Origin of the sequence: Cryobacterium roopkundense (genome assembly GCF_014200405.1) — a bacterium.
Classification (GTDB): Bacteria; Actinomycetota; Actinomycetes; order Actinomycetales; family Microbacteriaceae; genus Cryobacterium; species Cryobacterium roopkundense.
Window position 1 is genome coordinate 2,152,798 of record NZ_JACHBQ010000001.1, and the last position, 15,553, is coordinate 2,168,350.

17 protein-coding genes are annotated in these 15,553 nt (G+C 64.7%); 7 read left to right on the forward strand and 10 right to left on the reverse strand.

The features are described from left to right. Positions 1 to 4: 4 nt before the first annotated feature. From BJ997_RS10100 to BJ997_RS10135, 8 genes are all read right to left on the reverse strand, one after another. Positions 5 to 958, reverse strand: a complete 954-nt coding sequence (locus tag BJ997_RS10100; RefSeq protein ID WP_160175858.1) for a TadE/TadG family type IV pilus assembly protein — start codon at positions 956 to 958, stop codon at positions 5 to 7. Further along, entirely contained in the window at positions 958 to 1,350 is a 393-nt protein-coding gene (locus BJ997_RS10105; RefSeq protein ID WP_035836232.1) for a TadE/TadG family type IV pilus assembly protein, read from the reverse strand. Before BJ997_RS10105 ends, BJ997_RS10100 begins: the two co-directional genes overlap by 1 nt. Before the next feature lie 88 nt (positions 1,351 to 1,438). Further along, positions 1,439 to 1,699: a Flp family type IVb pilin gene (locus tag BJ997_RS10110; RefSeq protein WP_236628914.1), complete on the reverse strand. Its 261-nt coding sequence runs from the start codon at positions 1,697 to 1,699 to the stop codon at positions 1,439 to 1,441. A 352-nt stretch (positions 1,700 to 2,051) separates the two neighbouring features. Further along, positions 2,052 to 3,617, reverse strand: coding sequence for a multicopper oxidase family protein (locus BJ997_RS10115; protein ID WP_035836229.1), 1,566 nt, complete (start codon positions 3,615 to 3,617; stop codon positions 2,052 to 2,054). After that, positions 3,614 to 5,095 carry an amidohydrolase gene (locus tag BJ997_RS10120; protein ID WP_035836228.1) on the reverse strand — a complete coding sequence of 494 codons (1,482 nt, stop codon included), beginning with the start codon at positions 5,093 to 5,095 and terminating at the stop codon, positions 3,614 to 3,616. The genes BJ997_RS10115 and BJ997_RS10120 overlap by 4 nt, the downstream gene beginning before the upstream one ends. Further along, a complete protein-coding gene (locus tag BJ997_RS10125; protein ID WP_035836227.1) occupies positions 5,083 to 6,072 on the reverse strand; it encodes an Fpg/Nei family DNA glycosylase in 990 nt (329 codons plus the stop codon). The genes BJ997_RS10120 and BJ997_RS10125 overlap by 13 nt, the downstream gene beginning before the upstream one ends. Before the next feature lie 2 nt (positions 6,073 to 6,074). Beyond that, on the reverse strand, positions 6,075 to 6,563 hold the full coding sequence (locus BJ997_RS10130) for a ribose-5-phosphate isomerase (protein ID WP_035836225.1): 489 nt from the start codon (positions 6,561 to 6,563) through the stop codon (positions 6,075 to 6,077). Positions 6,564 to 6,576: 13 nt separating this feature from the next. Further along, positions 6,577 to 7,209, reverse strand: a complete 633-nt coding sequence (locus BJ997_RS10135; protein ID WP_035836224.1) for a mycothiol-dependent nitroreductase Rv2466c family protein — start codon at positions 7,207 to 7,209, stop codon at positions 6,577 to 6,579. Positions 7,210 to 7,352: 143 nt separating this feature from the next. Between BJ997_RS10135 and BJ997_RS10140 the strand changes: the two genes are divergently transcribed. The 5 genes from BJ997_RS10140 to BJ997_RS10160 all read left to right on the forward strand — a co-directional run bounded on the left by BJ997_RS10140 (position 7,353) and on the right by BJ997_RS10160 (position 12,654). Then, positions 7,353 to 8,918 (forward strand): MFS transporter, encoded by a 1,566-nt coding sequence (locus tag BJ997_RS10140; protein WP_052542145.1) that lies wholly within the window; start codon positions 7,353 to 7,355, stop codon positions 8,916 to 8,918. A gap of 259 nt (positions 8,919 to 9,177) precedes the next feature. Next, entirely contained in the window at positions 9,178 to 10,608 is a 1,431-nt protein-coding gene (locus BJ997_RS10145) for an SDR family oxidoreductase (protein ID WP_052542149.1), read from the forward strand. 13 nt (positions 10,609 to 10,621) lie between these two features. Continuing rightward, a complete protein-coding gene (locus tag BJ997_RS10150) occupies positions 10,622 to 11,329 on the forward strand; it encodes a histidine phosphatase family protein (protein WP_035836223.1) in 708 nt (235 codons plus the stop codon). A 9-nt stretch (positions 11,330 to 11,338) separates the two neighbouring features. Continuing rightward, a complete protein-coding gene (locus BJ997_RS10155) occupies positions 11,339 to 11,884 on the forward strand; it encodes a DUF3090 domain-containing protein (RefSeq protein WP_035836222.1) in 546 nt (181 codons plus the stop codon). Next, complete coding sequence (locus BJ997_RS10160) at positions 11,884 to 12,654, forward strand: SCO1664 family protein (protein WP_035836221.1); 771 nt, start codon at positions 11,884 to 11,886, stop codon at positions 12,652 to 12,654. The genes BJ997_RS10155 and BJ997_RS10160 overlap by 1 nt, the downstream gene beginning before the upstream one ends. Before the next feature lie 91 nt (positions 12,655 to 12,745). Here BJ997_RS10160 and BJ997_RS10165 read toward each other — a convergent pair whose 3' ends face one another. After that, complete coding sequence (locus BJ997_RS10165) at positions 12,746 to 13,327, reverse strand: hypothetical protein (RefSeq protein WP_035836220.1); 582 nt, start codon at positions 13,325 to 13,327, stop codon at positions 12,746 to 12,748. A 64-nt stretch (positions 13,328 to 13,391) separates the two neighbouring features. Here BJ997_RS10165 and BJ997_RS10170 point away from each other — a divergent pair, with 64 nt between their 5' ends. Then, on the forward strand, positions 13,392 to 13,979 hold the full coding sequence (locus tag BJ997_RS10170) for a TetR/AcrR family transcriptional regulator (RefSeq protein WP_035836219.1): 588 nt from the start codon (positions 13,392 to 13,394) through the stop codon (positions 13,977 to 13,979). 276 nt (positions 13,980 to 14,255) lie between these two features. Here BJ997_RS10170 and BJ997_RS10175 read toward each other — a convergent pair whose 3' ends face one another. Next, on the reverse strand, positions 14,256 to 14,855 hold the full coding sequence (locus BJ997_RS10175; RefSeq protein ID WP_035836218.1) for a hypothetical protein: 600 nt from the start codon (positions 14,853 to 14,855) through the stop codon (positions 14,256 to 14,258). A 287-nt stretch (positions 14,856 to 15,142) separates the two neighbouring features. Here BJ997_RS10175 and BJ997_RS10180 point away from each other — a divergent pair, with 287 nt between their 5' ends. Further along, positions 15,143 to 15,553 (forward strand): DUF7144 family membrane protein, encoded by a 411-nt coding sequence (locus BJ997_RS10180; RefSeq protein ID WP_152602135.1) that lies wholly within the window; start codon positions 15,143 to 15,145, stop codon positions 15,551 to 15,553.

Here is a 15,553-nt window from a genome sequence, read left to right on the forward strand (position 1 = left end):
GGTCCTATTTCGTGAGGCGGATTGCGGATGCGCCGAGGTCGGGTCCATCCAGGTCGGTGATCGAGCCGTCGAGGGAAACCCAGTCCACGAAGAAGCCCTGCACCCCCCGGCAGGACCCTGTGCAGCTCGGCGCCGATGGGTCGGCGTGGTATCGTCCGGAGGCACCGCCACCGGAGAAGTTCCACCCGGTGACAGTGAAGGCCGCGAACCCGTACACGTGGTACCAGGCGCCGGAGCCTGACCCGCCCGCGCCGTCGTAGACGGGGATCAGGATGGTCTGCCCCAGGAGGCCGGCAAGAGTCGAATCGCACGCGGCGAGATACTCGTTACCGGAGTCGGACGCGGTGCGTCCCACAGCGGAATCTACGAACATGCCACACTCACCCAGTGTGGGAACGAGCCAGCCGAAACCTCCGGGAACCGCCGCCCCCGACGGGGAGGTGCAGTTCGCCGTTGTGCCGAAGTCGAGAAGCACGCGGGCACCGCTGACATGACCGGGCACATCGCAGACAGACAGCGCGAGGGGCAGCGCCACCCGGGCAGCCCCCGGATAGCCCCATTCCGCCGTGGCCGCGGCTCGAACGGACGAGGAATCGTGCCCGATGAACGTGGCGAAGGGATGGCTGATGGTGGCGGCGCCAGTAGCCGCCACCCGCGTGCTCGTGGTGACGGTCACCGTGCGGGTTGCCGGAAAGGTCGGAGTGAGGGCGGTCGCTGCCCCGTCGTTCGCGTTCGCGTCGGCGTAACTCGACGCGATCGACGCCGCTTCGCCGCAGCCCACGCCCGCGCATTCCTGGGCGATCGCGAGGGCTGCGGCATCCGCGCCGTTCTGCAGCTGCGCCCGTTCAGCGTAGAGCGCGCCCACATCGAGAGCGATCGCCATGAAGCCGAGCAGCGGGATCAGCAGCAGGGCGAACATGACCGAGGACGAACCCTCGTCGCCGCGCAGGCGATGCATCACCCGCCGCATCGCATGGCCCCCGTTCCGCTGAGTGTGAGGTTGGGGCCGAACCAGCCGGTCATGAGGGCCACGTCGTAGGTGATTCGAACGTGCACGGTGTCTCCGGCCGCGCAGGTGGGGCTGGGGGTGATTGCGATCTGTGCGCCCGTGATGGCGGGGGTGACGGAGGGGGCGGCGGCGCTCGCCGCGGCGCGGGCGACGGCGGGGCTTTTCTCGATCGCCATCACCCTGGCGCCTTCGCGCGCGGCGTTGGTGAGTGAGATCTGCACGTTGTAGAGCCGGCTGAATTCCATCAGTCCGAATACGAGCAGCAGCAGCACCGGCAGCACAAGCGCGAATTCGAGGGCGGCGGCGCCACCGTCGTCGCGCAGGCGTCGGAGACGCAGCATGGGGTGCCCTTCGGGTGGAGTGGAACGGCGGAAGGCAGCGACCGTTCTTGCGGTCGCTGCCGTCCAACCGGGCAGAAATGCGGGTCGACTAGGCCGTCGTCTTGATCTTGGTTCCGACGACGTCGAACATCGCGTCGAGGTTTGTGCCGATCAGCGCGACCGCGGCGATGATCACGACGGCGATGAGGGAAACCATGAGGCCGTATTCCACCGCGGTGGCGCCCTCGTCTTCCGTGCGCATGCTGTTGATGAGTGCCTGGGCCTTGGTGAAGAGCTTCATGGTGCATTCCCGTTCTGTGTGGCGCCGGTAGTGGATGCCCGGTCGATAGGGAAAAGTTATGCCGCTCACGGAATACAGCCGTAGTCCCACTATGGGTGCCAGTGGTTTTTTGGGATCTGCGCCTGATCAGCTGAGGTATATTCACCTGATCAATGGGAAAAAATCGCCTATTTTAGTGAGGCATTCTCGTATGCAATCTGAGGAATACTCGAGGGATCTCAACGCCCTGTTTTACTGGGATGCGGGGTGCTCCGGTCTCCGTGCTCATGGTCGCTCCCGGGCTGAACGATCGGCCCGCGTGGCGTGCCGGCCGCGCGCCCGTCAACTCTTCCCTGGTTCTACGGAGGTCACCTGGGGCGATTCTCGCGCCCTCTATACAGAACTGTCCACCCCCACAAGACGGGCGGCGGATCGCCGGCCGTCAGTGGCTGTGCGCCGTGTCGAAAACCCGGGGACCGCTCCCGATCGAGCCCGGTGCGCTCTGCGCCGCGGGCGGGCTGCCGGCCGTTTCGCCAGGCTCGACCACGACAAATTGACCCATCATGCCGGCGTCTTCGTGCGCGAGCATGTGGCAGTGGTACATGTATGGGAAGTCGGGATCGGTGTCGGAACCGAACTGCATGATGAGTTCATAGCGAGTGCCGGGCTCGAGGTAGATGGTGTCTTTCCATCCCGACAGTTCGGGAGGTGGCGGCCCACTTCCCACCCGCAAAATCTGGAACTGCACGGCGTGTACATGAAAGTTGTGCGGCATCGGCATCGTGTTCTCCACGGTCCAGACCTCTGTAGAGTCGGCCGTAATGGTCTCGTCAATGCGTCCCATATCCATCAGGCGGTTGTTGATGTTCATGCCGTTGAGTACGAAGGACCGTTGCTGGCTCGCGTCACTCTGAGCGAGCCTGTCTGCGGGCACCAGGGCGTCGGGCACGGTTCCGACGGCGGCGAGCGCATCTGCCGCGCGCAGCTCGAGAACGTCGAGCGTGTCTGCGCCGGCATTCTGCTCGTTCACACGGGCCGAGAGACCGAGTTCCGGCGGGGTGGACTGAAGTGTCACGGTCTCTCCAGGCACCATGTTCACGAGAACCTCCGCCCGCTCCCCCGGTGACAGGCGGATGCCGTCCATCGGCGCAGGCGCCTCCAGCAGGCCGCCGTCGGTCGCGATCAGGTCGAAGGCACGGGAATCGTCGAAGCCGAAGTTGTAGACCCGCGAACTGGAGGCGTTGAGCAGCCGCAACCGCACAACATCCGTCGTCACGTCCTGGTACGGACCGAGCGTGCCGTTCACGAGCACCTGGTCGCCGAGCGGGCCGATGTAGCCGCGCACGTCGGTGGCGATTTGACCGGCGTCATCGAAGCGGCGGTCCTGAACCATGACGGGGATGTCGTCAACTCCGTACTCGGCGGGCAGGTTCAGGGCCCGCTCCGCGTCGTCGTGCAGAATGATCATGCCGGCGAGCCCCATTTCCACCTGGTGCTCCGTCTCACCGTTGGCGTGCGGGTGATACCAGAGGGTGGCGGCGGGCTGCTCGATGGTGAAGTCGGGGTGCCAGCTGTCTCCGGGTGCCACGAGCTGGTGCGGGCCACCGTCCATGCGGGCCGGCAGGTGCATGCCGTGCCAGTGCACCGTGGTGGCCTCCGCGAGGTCATTGGTGACGTTTATCTGCACGTGCTCGCCCCGGTCGGCCACAATCGTGGGCCCCAGATAGCTCTGCCCGTACCCCCAGGTGTCAGTGTCGACTCCGCTGCTGAACTCAGTCGACCCGGCCTGGGCGGTGAGATCGAAGGAGCGGGTGCCATCGGCGTCGACGGTCGAGGGGGCGAGCGGAGGAATGAGCAGGGGGTTCGCGAAGTCCACCGTGCCGACGGTGTTCATCACGCCGGCACCAGGGTCGCCGGCACACCCGGCCAGGGTCAGGGCGATCGCGGCCAGTCCGGCCACGGTGATGGCGGTCGATCGCGGGCGGCGCGTGCGAGCGTTCACCGTCATAGCGCATTGTGGGTGAATCGGCCGGCGAGCAGGGTGGCGGCCACCGGCATCCGCCTCACGTCGTCGACGGATGCCGTGAGCGGGTCGATCTCGCACACCGCGAGGTCGGCCGCATCGGCGACGGCGATGCGGTGACGCCCACGAGCGGATGCTGCAAGTCCGGCCTGCCGGCTAATGGACTGCTCGGGATGCCACGGCTGCCGCCCATCGCGGCTGCGACCGACGGCGGCTGCGAGGGCGACCCACGGGTCGAGCGGGGCAACCGGGGCGTCGGAGCCGAGGGCGAGGGTGGCCCCGGCGCGCAGCAGGCTCGCGAGTGGGAAGGCCCGCTCGGTGCGGCCCGCCCAGTAGTGGTCGGCCACGTCGCGGTCGTCCATTGCGTGCTCTGGCTGCACGCTCGCCACGATACCGAGGCTGGCGAAGCGCGCTACATCGGCGTCGGCGAGCAACTGCGCGTGCTCGATGCTGCCCCGACACCCGATGGCTTCGAAGGCGTCGAGGGCGAGACGGTTGGCGTGGTCGCCGATGGCATGCACGGCCGGTGTCAGTCCCGCGCGCGAGGCCGTGAGCATGCGCTCGAGCAGTTCGTTCTGCGGCACTGTCAGCAGCCCGTGACCGGAACCGTTCGGGTAGTCCTCGAAGCAATACGCCGTGCGGGTGTTGAGGGAGCCGTCGGTGATCACCTTGTACGGGCCCACACGCAAGAGCCCGCCGGTGCCCGGCACCGGGTCGCCGGAGCGCAGGCCCAGCCCAATTGCCCGATCAAGATGCTGGCTGTACACACCGAAATCCACTCGCAGAGAGTCGAACCCGCTCGCGAATCGCCTCGTCCAGGGGTCGAGGTTCCAGGTCATCTCGAGGTCGACGACGCCCACCACGCCACGCCCCGCTGCCGCACGAGCGGCATCGTGCACCCAGGCATCTGTCTGGGCGTCGGAAACTGTGTCGAGTGCCCGCACCACGTCGAAGGCCTGCTCTTCCTGCAGCAGCCCCGTGGGGTGCCCGGCAAAGCCGTAGCGCACCAGGGCCGCCGAGTTGAGCCAGCAGCTGTGCAGGTCGCCGCTGATGAGCACGACGGGGGTCGAACCCGACACAGCGTCGAGCACTCCCCTCGTGGGCTCGTCGTTCCACAGCCCATCGCGAAAGCCCGAACCGACGAATGTCTCCGCCCCCTCGACACACGGCTGTGCCACAGCGGATGCCGACAGCATCCGTTCGCCCACCATGACGGCCGCCTCCGCCGCGCTGGCCGCGCGGGAAAGATCGAGCCTGCGAGCAGTCTGCGCCCATTGGGTGAAGTGCACGTGGTTGTCCCAGAGTCCGGGGATGATCCACCGTTCGCCCAGCTGCACCGTGTGGTCGGCCCGTTCGGTGGGCGCGATGTACCCGATACGGGAGATCTGACCGTCGACGACCTGAACGTCGACGATGTCGTCGCTGCCGGGCAGGCGCGCGCCGCGCAGAATCAGGCTTGGCATGACGGGCACCAGTAAAGTTTGCGGGCGGACATTTCTTCGATCACGATGTGGGTTCCGCAGACGCGGCAGGGCAGCCCCTCGCGCTTGTACACCCAGTGCCTGTCGGCTCTGTTCTTCATGGCGCTCACGTAGTCGGAACGACCGAGGTCGTCCATGGTCATCATCTGACCGGTTTCGACACCGATGTGCAGGAGGTGGGCCCAATCCTGCCAGAGGGCTCGAACGGCTTCGTCGCTCAGCACCTTGCCTGGGGTGTGAGGATTGATGCCGGCTCGAAAGAGCATCTCGGCTCGATAGACGTTACCGATGCCGCTGACCACGGCCTGGTCCATCAGCAGACGGCCGATCGGGGTGGGCTTGCGCCGAATCACGCTCGTGAAACGTTCCTCGGCCTCCGGGCCGCTGTCGAGTTCGGGATCCGGCCCGAGTCGGTTCATGGCCACGAGGGTCTGGGCGGGGTTGAGCACCACGCAGGCTGTGGGGCCGCGGAGGTCGGCGCACACGGTGTCGGTGAGCAGGCGCACCCGCACCTGGCCGATCGGCTCTGGCGGAAATGTCTCGAGGTGGTTGAGTTCCTTTTCCTGCTCGGACATTCGCACCCTGGTGCGCCGCGGCGCGCCGATGCTGTGCAGCGAGTTCTCGCCGGCCGTGTCGAGCACGGCCTCGTCGAGGATCGTTCCCCGCTGGTTGGTCTGGCCCATGCGGCCGTTCGCCGAGGCGATCGTGGCGTCGAGCAACAGGTCGCCCGTGAAATCCCAGGCGCCGTAGAGGCCCAGATGGATGCGCAGCCAGAGGTCGTGGTCGAACTCGAGGAACATCTGCTTGCCGATGGCGCGGGCATCCGTCAGGGTGCGCCCGTTGAGAACGGCCGCGCCCTCCACGAAACGCCCCTGCGGCGACGACAGCCGAACGGTGTGGCCGACAAAGTTGCGTTGGAACTGGCGCGTGATGCGGTGGACGGAATGACCCTCAGGCACGGTTAGTGTACGACGCCCTTGCCCGCGATGTCCCCGGTGGTTTCGTACTCGGCCAGCTGATTGATGCGGCGCGCGTGGCGCTCTTCGTCGGAGAACGGCTCGGCGATGAAGGCATCGATGAAGTCCGTCGCCTCTTCGATGGTGTGCTCGCGCGCGCCGATCGATATCACGTTGGCGTCGTTGTGCTCTCGGGCGAGACGCGCGGTGCTGAGATTCCAGACGAGCGCGGCGCGCGCGCCGGTTACCTTGTTGGCCGCCATCTGCTCGCCGTTGCCCGAGCCGCCGAACACCACGCCGAGGGCTTCGATGCCCTGTTCCCGGTCGTTGACCACGGCCTGCGCGGCATTGATGCAGAAGGCCGGGTAGTCGTCGAGCGCGTCATAGCTCGTGGGCCCGTGGTCGATGACCTCGTGGCCTGCGGCGCGCAGGTGCTTGATCAGGTGATTGCTGAGGTCCAGACCGGCGTGGTCCGTGGCGATATGGATGCGCATAAGAGCAGTCTATTTACGTACGGGGCACAGCGGCGACGGGGGTGAGGTCGAAATTCGGTTCGCGGGTGCGGCTGCGCTTCAACTCAAAGAATCCGTCGAAGCTCGCGGCGGCGACGATTCCGTCCCAGAGGGCGAGTGCCTGGTCTCCCATCGGGGCCGGGGAGATGACGGGGCCGAAGAAGGCCACCCCGTTGATGTCGATCACGGGCGTGCCCACGTCTTGTCCCACCCGGTTGATGCCGTCGAAGTGACTCGCGCGCATCTGAGCGTCGAATTCCACGGAGTCTGCGTGGGCGGCGAAGTCCGCCGGCAGGCCGGCTGCGGCGAGCGCGAGAGGAATCACTTCATCGGGATTCGTGTTACCGCCAAGGTGGATCTCGGCGCCGAGAGCGTCGTACAGGGCCTTGACCATCGGCTGCCCGTGCAGCTCCTGTGCCGCCTGGGCAAGTCGGGTGTACTTGAGGGCCCTCGGGAAGAAGGCGCGATATTCCTCGCTCACGTCCTGGTCTTCGTTGAGCACGGCGAGGCTCATGACGCGCCACTCCACATCGAGGTCACGCAGGCGGGCGACTTCGTCCACCCAGCGGGAGGTCATCCAGGCCCAGGGGCACGAGGGGTCGAACCAAAATTTCACGGAATCAGCCATAGCCACAGCCTAGGCGCAGAATCTGAGTGGGGGTCGATTAGGCGTCTACCCCCCACGCAGGTAGTGTGGACAGGTCAAAAAAATCTGTCACGTGCAGTACAGCTCTACGTCGCAAGCAATTGATCTCCATGGGAGAAACCCAAATGCCCACAGACCGAAGTAAGTCCACATTGAAATCCGGTGCCACCAGCACCGCTGGAAAGTTCACTAAGCCGCTTCTCAGGCGCCGCCTCAAGGTTTCCGACGTCAACGTCGTCGACAAGCCCATCATGAAGCGCGCCCTCGGCGGCACCATTGTCGGTAACACGATGGAGTGGTACGACGTGGGTATCTTCGGATACCTCATCACGACAATGGGGCCGGTATTTCTACCCGAAGCCGACACATCCGTTCAAACTCTCTTCCTTCTCGGCACTTTCGCAGCAACCTTCTTCGCCCGCCCGCTCGGCGGCGTGTTCTTCGGCTGGCTCGGAGACCGAATCGGCCGCCAGAAGGTGCTCGCCACGACCCTCATTCTGATGGCAGCGTCCACGTTCGCCGTGGGCCTGCTGCCTGGCTATGCTCAGGTCGGCGTGTGGGCGGCCGTGCTGCTCGTGTTCGTGAAGCTCGTGCAGGGATTCTCCACCGGTGGCGAGTACGCCGGCGCGACCACCTTCGTGAGCGAGCATGCCCCCGACAGCCAGCGCGGCTACTTCGCGAGCTTCCTCGATATGGGAAGCTACCTCGGCTTCGCTATCGGTGCGGCGCTCGTGTCCATCTTGCAGGTCACTCTCGGTCAGGACGTCATGCAGGACTGGGGCTGGCGCCTGCCGTTCCTCGTGGCAGGTCCACTCGGCATCATCGCTATCTACTTCAGGATGAAGATCGACGAGTCCCCCGCCTTCCAGGCCACGCTCGACGCCCAGGAAGAAGCTAACAAAAACCCTGTCGGCGCCACGGCGGCGACCCCCAAGGGACCGCTCGCCATTTTCAAGGCGTACTGGCGCAACATCATCATTGCGATGATCCTCGTCGCCGCAGCGAACACCGTAGGCTATGCCCTCACCTCGTACATGCCCACGTACCTCACCGAGAACAAGGGATACGACGAACTGCACGGAACGGCGCTGACCATCCCGATCCTGGTGGCGATGGCGCTGTGCATCCCGCTCGCCGGCAAACTATCAGACCGGGTCGGACGTCGTCCAGTGCTGTGGATCGGTGCCATCAGCACGGTTGTGTTGGCGTACCCGGCGTTCCTGCTCATCGGTGTCGGTTCGATCAGTGCCACGCTCTTCGGCCTCGCTCTCATCGCATTCCCGGTCACGTTCTATGTGTCCAACCTGGCGAGCGCGCTGCCGGCGCTGTTCCCGACCGCGAGCCGTTACGGAGCGATGGGTATCTCCTACAACTTCGCGGTGGCCATCTTCGGCGGAACAACGCCGTTCATCATTGCGGCACTTATCGTGTCGACCGGCAACGACATGATGCCGGCCTATTACCTGATGGGCACCTCTCTCATCGGCGCGATCGCGATCTTCTTCCTGAAGGAATCGGCGAACCGGCCGCTTCCCGGCTCCATGCCGAGCGTGAACACCGACGAAGAGGCGGTCGACCTCGTGCGTGACCAGGATGACAACCCGCTGCTGGATCACGATGAGATGCCGTACGACGCGACGTACGAGCCGCCCACGTCGTCTATTCCCGTCCAGGAACCGGCCAAGGTCTAAGCCCCCAGGTCTAAACACCGCGCGTCTTGCGACAAAACGGATGGTCGTCTCCACCTCACCCCGTGGAAACGGCTGTCCGTTTTCTTCGTGAAGCGCTCTCAGCCTGCCCACGTAGAATTCTCTGATGATCACTGCGCCTGACACCGTACCGACTGCCACCCCCGCGGGTGTGGACGAGACGGTCGCCGACGGTGCCGTGACGGTCGCCGACGGTGCCGTGAAGGAGTTCGCCGATTTTCCCGGCCTAGACCCGCACGACATGGCCGTCACCCTCCGCGTCCTCGCGTCCCTCAGCGACGTTGACCCCGAAGATCCCGACTTCGTGACCGTGCGCCAGGCCACCGCGAAGATGTTCAAGTCCGTGAAGATGGCGCGAAGGGGCGAGAAGCGCGCGGCCATCAAGGAGGCAGACCGAGAAGTGATCGCGGCGACGGCTACCGGCGCCCCCACGCGCATCGACGACGAGACCCGCGGGGCCCAGCTTTCCCTCGGCACGACGGCACCCTCCGCCGGGGAGCTGCTGGTGCCGCGAGCCTGCTACATCTGTAAGCAGAAGTACACCCTTGTCGATGCGTTCTACCACCAGCTCTGCCCGAGCTGCGCGCTCATGAGCCACGCCAAACGTGATGCCCGCACGGACCTCACCGGCAAGCGCGCCCTGCTCACCGGCGGGCGCGCCAAGATCGGAATGTACATCGCTTTGCGTCTGCTGCGTGACGGAGCTCACACGACAGTCACCACGCGCTTTCCGCGCGATGCCGTTCGCCGATTCGCCGCGATGCCCGACTCGAAGGATTGGCTGCACCGGCTCCGCATCGTCGGCATCGACCTGCGCGACCCGGCCCAGGTGATCGCCCTCGCCGATTCGGTTGCTGCTCAGGGCCCGCTCGACATCCTGATCAACAACGCGGCGCAGACCGTTCGACGTTCGCGCGGCTCGTACTCCCCCCTCGTGGAAGCCGAAGACTCTCCTCTGCCCGACGGTCCGCTGCCGGAGATAGTGTCGTTCGGTCACACAAACGACGCGCATCCTCTCGCCCTCGCTGCCTCGGTCTCGGGGCACCCTCTTCTCGCCGCGGCCGCTGGTGCGGGCGCCCTGACAGCGGATGACTTCACCCGGCTAGCCCTTGCGGCCGGGTCGAGTTCCCTGGAAAAGCTCGCTGCCGGCACCGCGATCGACGCGGGCGGGCTCGTTCCAGACCTGCACGAGGTGAACAGCTGGACGGCGAACGTTCAAGACGTGGACCCGCTTGAGATGCTCGAGGTTCAGCTGTGCAATACGACCGCGCCATTCCTGCTGGTGAGCCGGCTGCGGGCGTCGCTCACGGCATCCGCTGCCCGCCGAACCTATATCGTCAACGTGTCGGCGATGGAGGGTGTGTTCGGCCGCGGGTACAAGGGACCCGGCCACCCACACACCAACATGGCCAAGGCGGCGCTCAACATGCTCACCCGCACGAGCGCGAAGGAGATGCTCGACGACGGCATTCTCATGACGAGCGTGGATACCGGTTGGATCACGGACGAACGGCCGCACCCCACCAAGATCCGCCTCGCCGAGGAGGGCTTTCATGCCCCGCTTGACCTTGTGGACGGCGCGGCGCGGGTATATGACCCGATTGTGCGCGGCGAGGCCGGCGAAGACCTGTGCGGCGTCTTCCTGAAGGACTACCAGTCCGGCGCCTGGTAGCTAGGCTGTCGGCATGGCCACAGTTATTCTCGTGCGGCACGGCCGCACCACCGCGAATGCCACGGGCATGCTGGCCGGGCGTACCGCTGGCGTGGTGCTCGACCAGGTCGGGCGCGAACAGGCCACGACCACGGGTCTGCGTCTGGCCACGGTTCCCGTCGTCGCACTTGTCTCGAGCCCGCTCGAACGTTGCCTCGAGACATCCCAGCTGATCCTCGATCGCCAGACCGGCATTCTCACGACCACTCTTGAGCCGAACCTCACGGAGTGTGACTACGGCCAGTGGCAAGGGCGTGCCCTCGGTGAGCTCGCCAAGGAGAAGCTCTGGTCCGTCGTGCAGTCCCAACCGTCGGCTGCGGTATTCCCCGGCGGCGAGTCACTGGCGGCGATGCAGGCTCGGTCTGTCGCCGCGATCAGGCGTCTCGACGCGGCGTTCGAGGCCGAGCACGGGCCCGGCGCCGTGTGGGTGGCGGTGAGCCACGGCGACATCATCAAATCAATCGTGGCCGACGCGCTCGGCATGCACCTCGACCTCTTCCAGCGGATTAATATCGGGCCCGCGTCGGTGTCGATCGTGCAGTACGGAACCAGCCGACCGACGGTACACGCCACCAACACGGACGCGGGCGACCTCTCGTGGCTGCGTTCGACCGCCCCGTTGACGGACGCGCCCGTGGGTGGCGGGGCAGGTACTCAGGTGCCGGACACCGCACACTCGTAAAATATCCCCATGCCCACAATCGTCCATAAGTTCGCCTGGCCCGATCGAGTCGTGGTCGGCACCGTCGGTCAACCAGGGTCACGCAAGTTCTACCTGCAGGTTCGCACCCGATCCGACATCGTCAGCATCGCCCTGGAGAAAGAGCAATCGGCTCTGCTGGCCGAAAAGATCGATGAGATCCTCGACCAGCTCATGAATCACGAGGGCAATCCGCTAAGCATTCCGGCCACGACACCTGTCGAACTCGTTGACAACGACCCGCTCGAGCAGCCCGTCGACGAGCAGTTCCGGACCGGAGCCCTCAGCCTGGGCTGGGATCCCTCGACGGCGCAGGTCGTGATCGAGGCGTATCCCCTCGTGGAGTCAGAGGAAGACGCCCCCGACACCGACCCAACCGAACCGGTGGAAATGCTGCTGGTGCGACTTCCGGTCGGTACTGCACGAGCATTTGCCAAGCGCACCCGGGAGATAGTGGGCGCCGGCCGCCCGATGTGCCCCTATTGCGGTGACCCGATGGACCCGGACGGTCACGCCTGCATTCTCGGCGAACACTGATGGCGCGGGAGGCCGACCTTGATGTGACTGAACTCACCCTCAGGGGCCGCATCACCACGGCCTCCAACGCGACCTTCCTCGGGAGCATCGGTGACACAGCGGTCGTCTACAAGCCCATAGCCGGGGAACGGCCCCTGTGGGATTTTCCCGACGGAAACCTCGCGCGTCGGGAGGCCGCCGCATACCTCGTGTCTCAGGCCTTCGGCTGGAATGTGGTTCCCCGCACGTGGTTGCGCAACGGCCCGCGGGGCTTCGGAATGGTGCAACTCTGGAAGGAACCCGACCCGGAGCAGGACGCTGTGGATCTCGTCGACGCGGAGGATATGCCCGACGCGGGGTGGCGCCATGTGCTCGACGGCACGGACGAAAACGGTCGCACGGTCTCACTCATTCACGAGGACTCGCTTGCCCTCCGGCGGATGGCCGTCTTCGACATCGTCGTCAACAACGCCGACCGCAAGGGCGCCCACATCCTGCCGATGCCGGACGGACACCGCCACGGTGTCGACCACGGCCTCACCTTCCACGTCGATCACAAGCTGCGCACGGTGCTCTGGGGCTGGCTCGGCGACGCTCTCACTTCCGACGAGATCGCCGGTATCGACCGCGTGCGCGCGCAGCTCTGTGGCGAGCTCGGTCACACCCTCGCGGAACTGCTGACGCCCGGTGAGATCGACGCCGTGGCGACTCGCTGTGACAGATTGCTCTCCGAAGGGACGTTCCCGGCTCCCGAAGGCGACATGCCCGCCGTACCCTGGCCGATCTTCTAGTCCGACAGTCCCTCGTGGAAGCCGTCGCGTGACAGCCCGAAGGGGAAAAATACCGAGGTCCACGCTTGGCATAGTGGGACTCGTTATGGCGTCACTGCTTCGTCTGATGCGCGGGCGTGGCGTGCGCGTCGACCAGTCGCGTCGATGCCGGTTGCTTCTTCGGCCACACTGTGTGCCCGAGGGCCCACAGCACTTCGATCGAAAGGACCAGGAGGAATACGCTGTTCAGCTCATTGAGCGGGCTGGTTCTGGACTCGGCGTCGACGACCACCGTCAAAAGCCAGATGGTTCCCCAAGCCACGGCTACGGCCAGTGCCGTGCGCGCGACATCCTTCCAACACTCGATGGCATAACCTCGCCCGTGAAGCTTGATCGGCTGCGGTCCGTTTGCGAAACGGTGGGCGAAGTGGCGGTCCGCCCACGTGATCATTTTATGCCCGTAGGCCACGGAGAAGCCGAGGTAGATTGCGGCGATCCCGTGGAAGATGGTCGCCGTCGCCCCCGATGTGAGGTCTATGGCTGTGACCACGAGCAGGATGACATCGACCACCGGGGTCGTGGCCAGCAAGGCCACTCCGGTCTTCTTCAGACGCAGCACATATCGGGCGATCAGGCCCAGCACGATCAGAACCCAGAAACCGACTTCGCAGGCGATAATGATGGCAATGATCATGCATCTCCCTGTCGATACGCTGTCCCCTCAGATGAAATTAGCACAGTCGTGCTAATTTCGGATCATGTCGAGAGAAACCTACCGGGACGCTCGCAAAGTGCAGCTCGCTCAGGCGGTGTGGCAGGTCATCCTTGACCGGGGAATCAGCGCCGTCTCCGTCCGCGCTGTCGCGAACGAGGCCGGCGTTGTGGTGGGCTCGTTACGTCATGTTTTCCCGACCCGGACTGAACTCCTGCAGTTCTCCGCCGAGCTCATGGTGCAGCGCGCCACCGATCGTGTTCTCACTGTTCGCGAAGGCTCGGACCCAGCGAAGTATGCGCTCGAGGTCCTCAAGAACTTCCTGCCTCTTACCGCTGATAGTCGCGCGGAACTCGAGGTCAATATCGCGCTGATCGCGGAAAGCCCCGCGCTGCCGCAACTCGTTGCCATCAGGAATCGCGCCTACCAAGAACTGGGGAACGCCTGCCTTCGACTGACCGAGAAGTTGGCCTGCAGACCCAGCGACCCCGCACTGGTAGAGACCGCGCGCCATCTCCACGCCGTTCTCGATGGCCTTGCCATTCATCTCCTCATGGAACCGCCCGACAACGACAGCACCTGGGCAACCGAGATTCTCAAGAACGAACTCGCACGCATCAGCAGAAATCCCTGATCTACCCTTACGTCGGAATCACACGCGATCAGTGCACACCAATCACCGGCAAGTCCCCTAACCCGGGCAGTGCCCCGCAGCAGAGAAGGCCACTGAGACAGATCACGGCTGATCCACGCAACTGGCCGGATCTTGGCAGCAACGCCCGTGATGACGGCGACACAGCCGGGGCAAGGCCAGGCTGGTTCACACCAGTCGAACGTGAGCACCTCGCCGTTCTGCATCTCTCAGACCTGTCCCATCGCGTGGTCCTCGGTTCCCTCCTCGCTCCAGGTTTCACACAGAAGCGCGCCGAAGGATCGCTCTGACCGTGCTGTCGAGGCCCGTGAGCGAATGAGCCAGAGTCGTCTCGGGATAAGACCGGGCACCATTCCAGTCGGAGGCCACGAGGGATGTCCCGACAAACCAATGCCGATTTCGGACTTCGCCATTCACCTTCAAGACGATGCGGCCAGCGGTCGGTAGAGGGCTTCCAGACTTGTCGACGGTTTCGGGCCGAGACGAGATGCTGAGTTCGGCCGCCTGCGGATGCGCCTCGAAATCGCCGTCGTCGAAGGTCGTGAAGCTCTGGTGAGCCTGCCCGTCGATAAGCATGCGGCGGATCACCATCCACTCGGCGTAACTGGGCACGCAATCTCGCGCAAAGCGATTGTCACGAGCAATATCAACCCTGACGTCCTCACCGTGTTCCACGTAAGAGGATGATGTCCAACCGAACGCGTCCTGGTCGAACTCGATGTGGCTCTCGTTGTGCACGAGAGCGCCACCAGGAACCTGAAAGCAGGTGACCGTTGTCAGGGTGCGATCAGACAGCTCCCGGACTATGGCGCCGACCGGGACGCCATCGATGTGGAAGCTTTCAAAGCTGAAGAGCATCCCTCACCCTATCGAGCAGGAAGCGCTGCTCACCACTCCGACGTTTCAGCGCAGAACTGCGAGGGAGGAGTGAAGGTGTGGGCAAGCAGTCGCTCAGCAGCCGAATCCTTTGACATGGGTGGCAAAAAGCCCGAACTGGGCAGTCCCGCGAGGGAGCTCGGTGATTACCTGCCTACCCGCCAAACGAGGGCTGGCACAGAATGCGAACTCATAGTATTACGCGTCACTGCCCGGCTGAGCCACATCCGGTCTAGGCACCGAGGGCTCCTGAAAGAGGGAGTAGTGAGATGACTTCAACTCAATTGACTGAGACTGACACCATGCGTGGGGTCGGCGGCGCGCTGTTCGCCAAAACTCTCATGATCATCGGCGGCTTCTTTTGGGCTCTCGAGGGTCTCGCCGGCATTTTCAACGGCAACATCTTTCGTCCCGTCGCCAACTACTACGACATCAGTGGCACAACGTGGGGCTGGGTGCACCTCTCATTCGGCATTCTCGTACTCCTCGCCGGTTTCGCCGTTATCGTGGGTCAAACGTGGGCACGGGTCACCGGGATCATCCTCGTGTCCATCTCGGCGATCCTGAATTTCGTCTTTATTCCTTGGGCTCCGTTCTGGGCGATCACGATCGTCGCGTTCGACATTTGGATCATCCACGCGCTGGCGGTGTACCGGCCGCTGAGCAGGGACACCGACTAG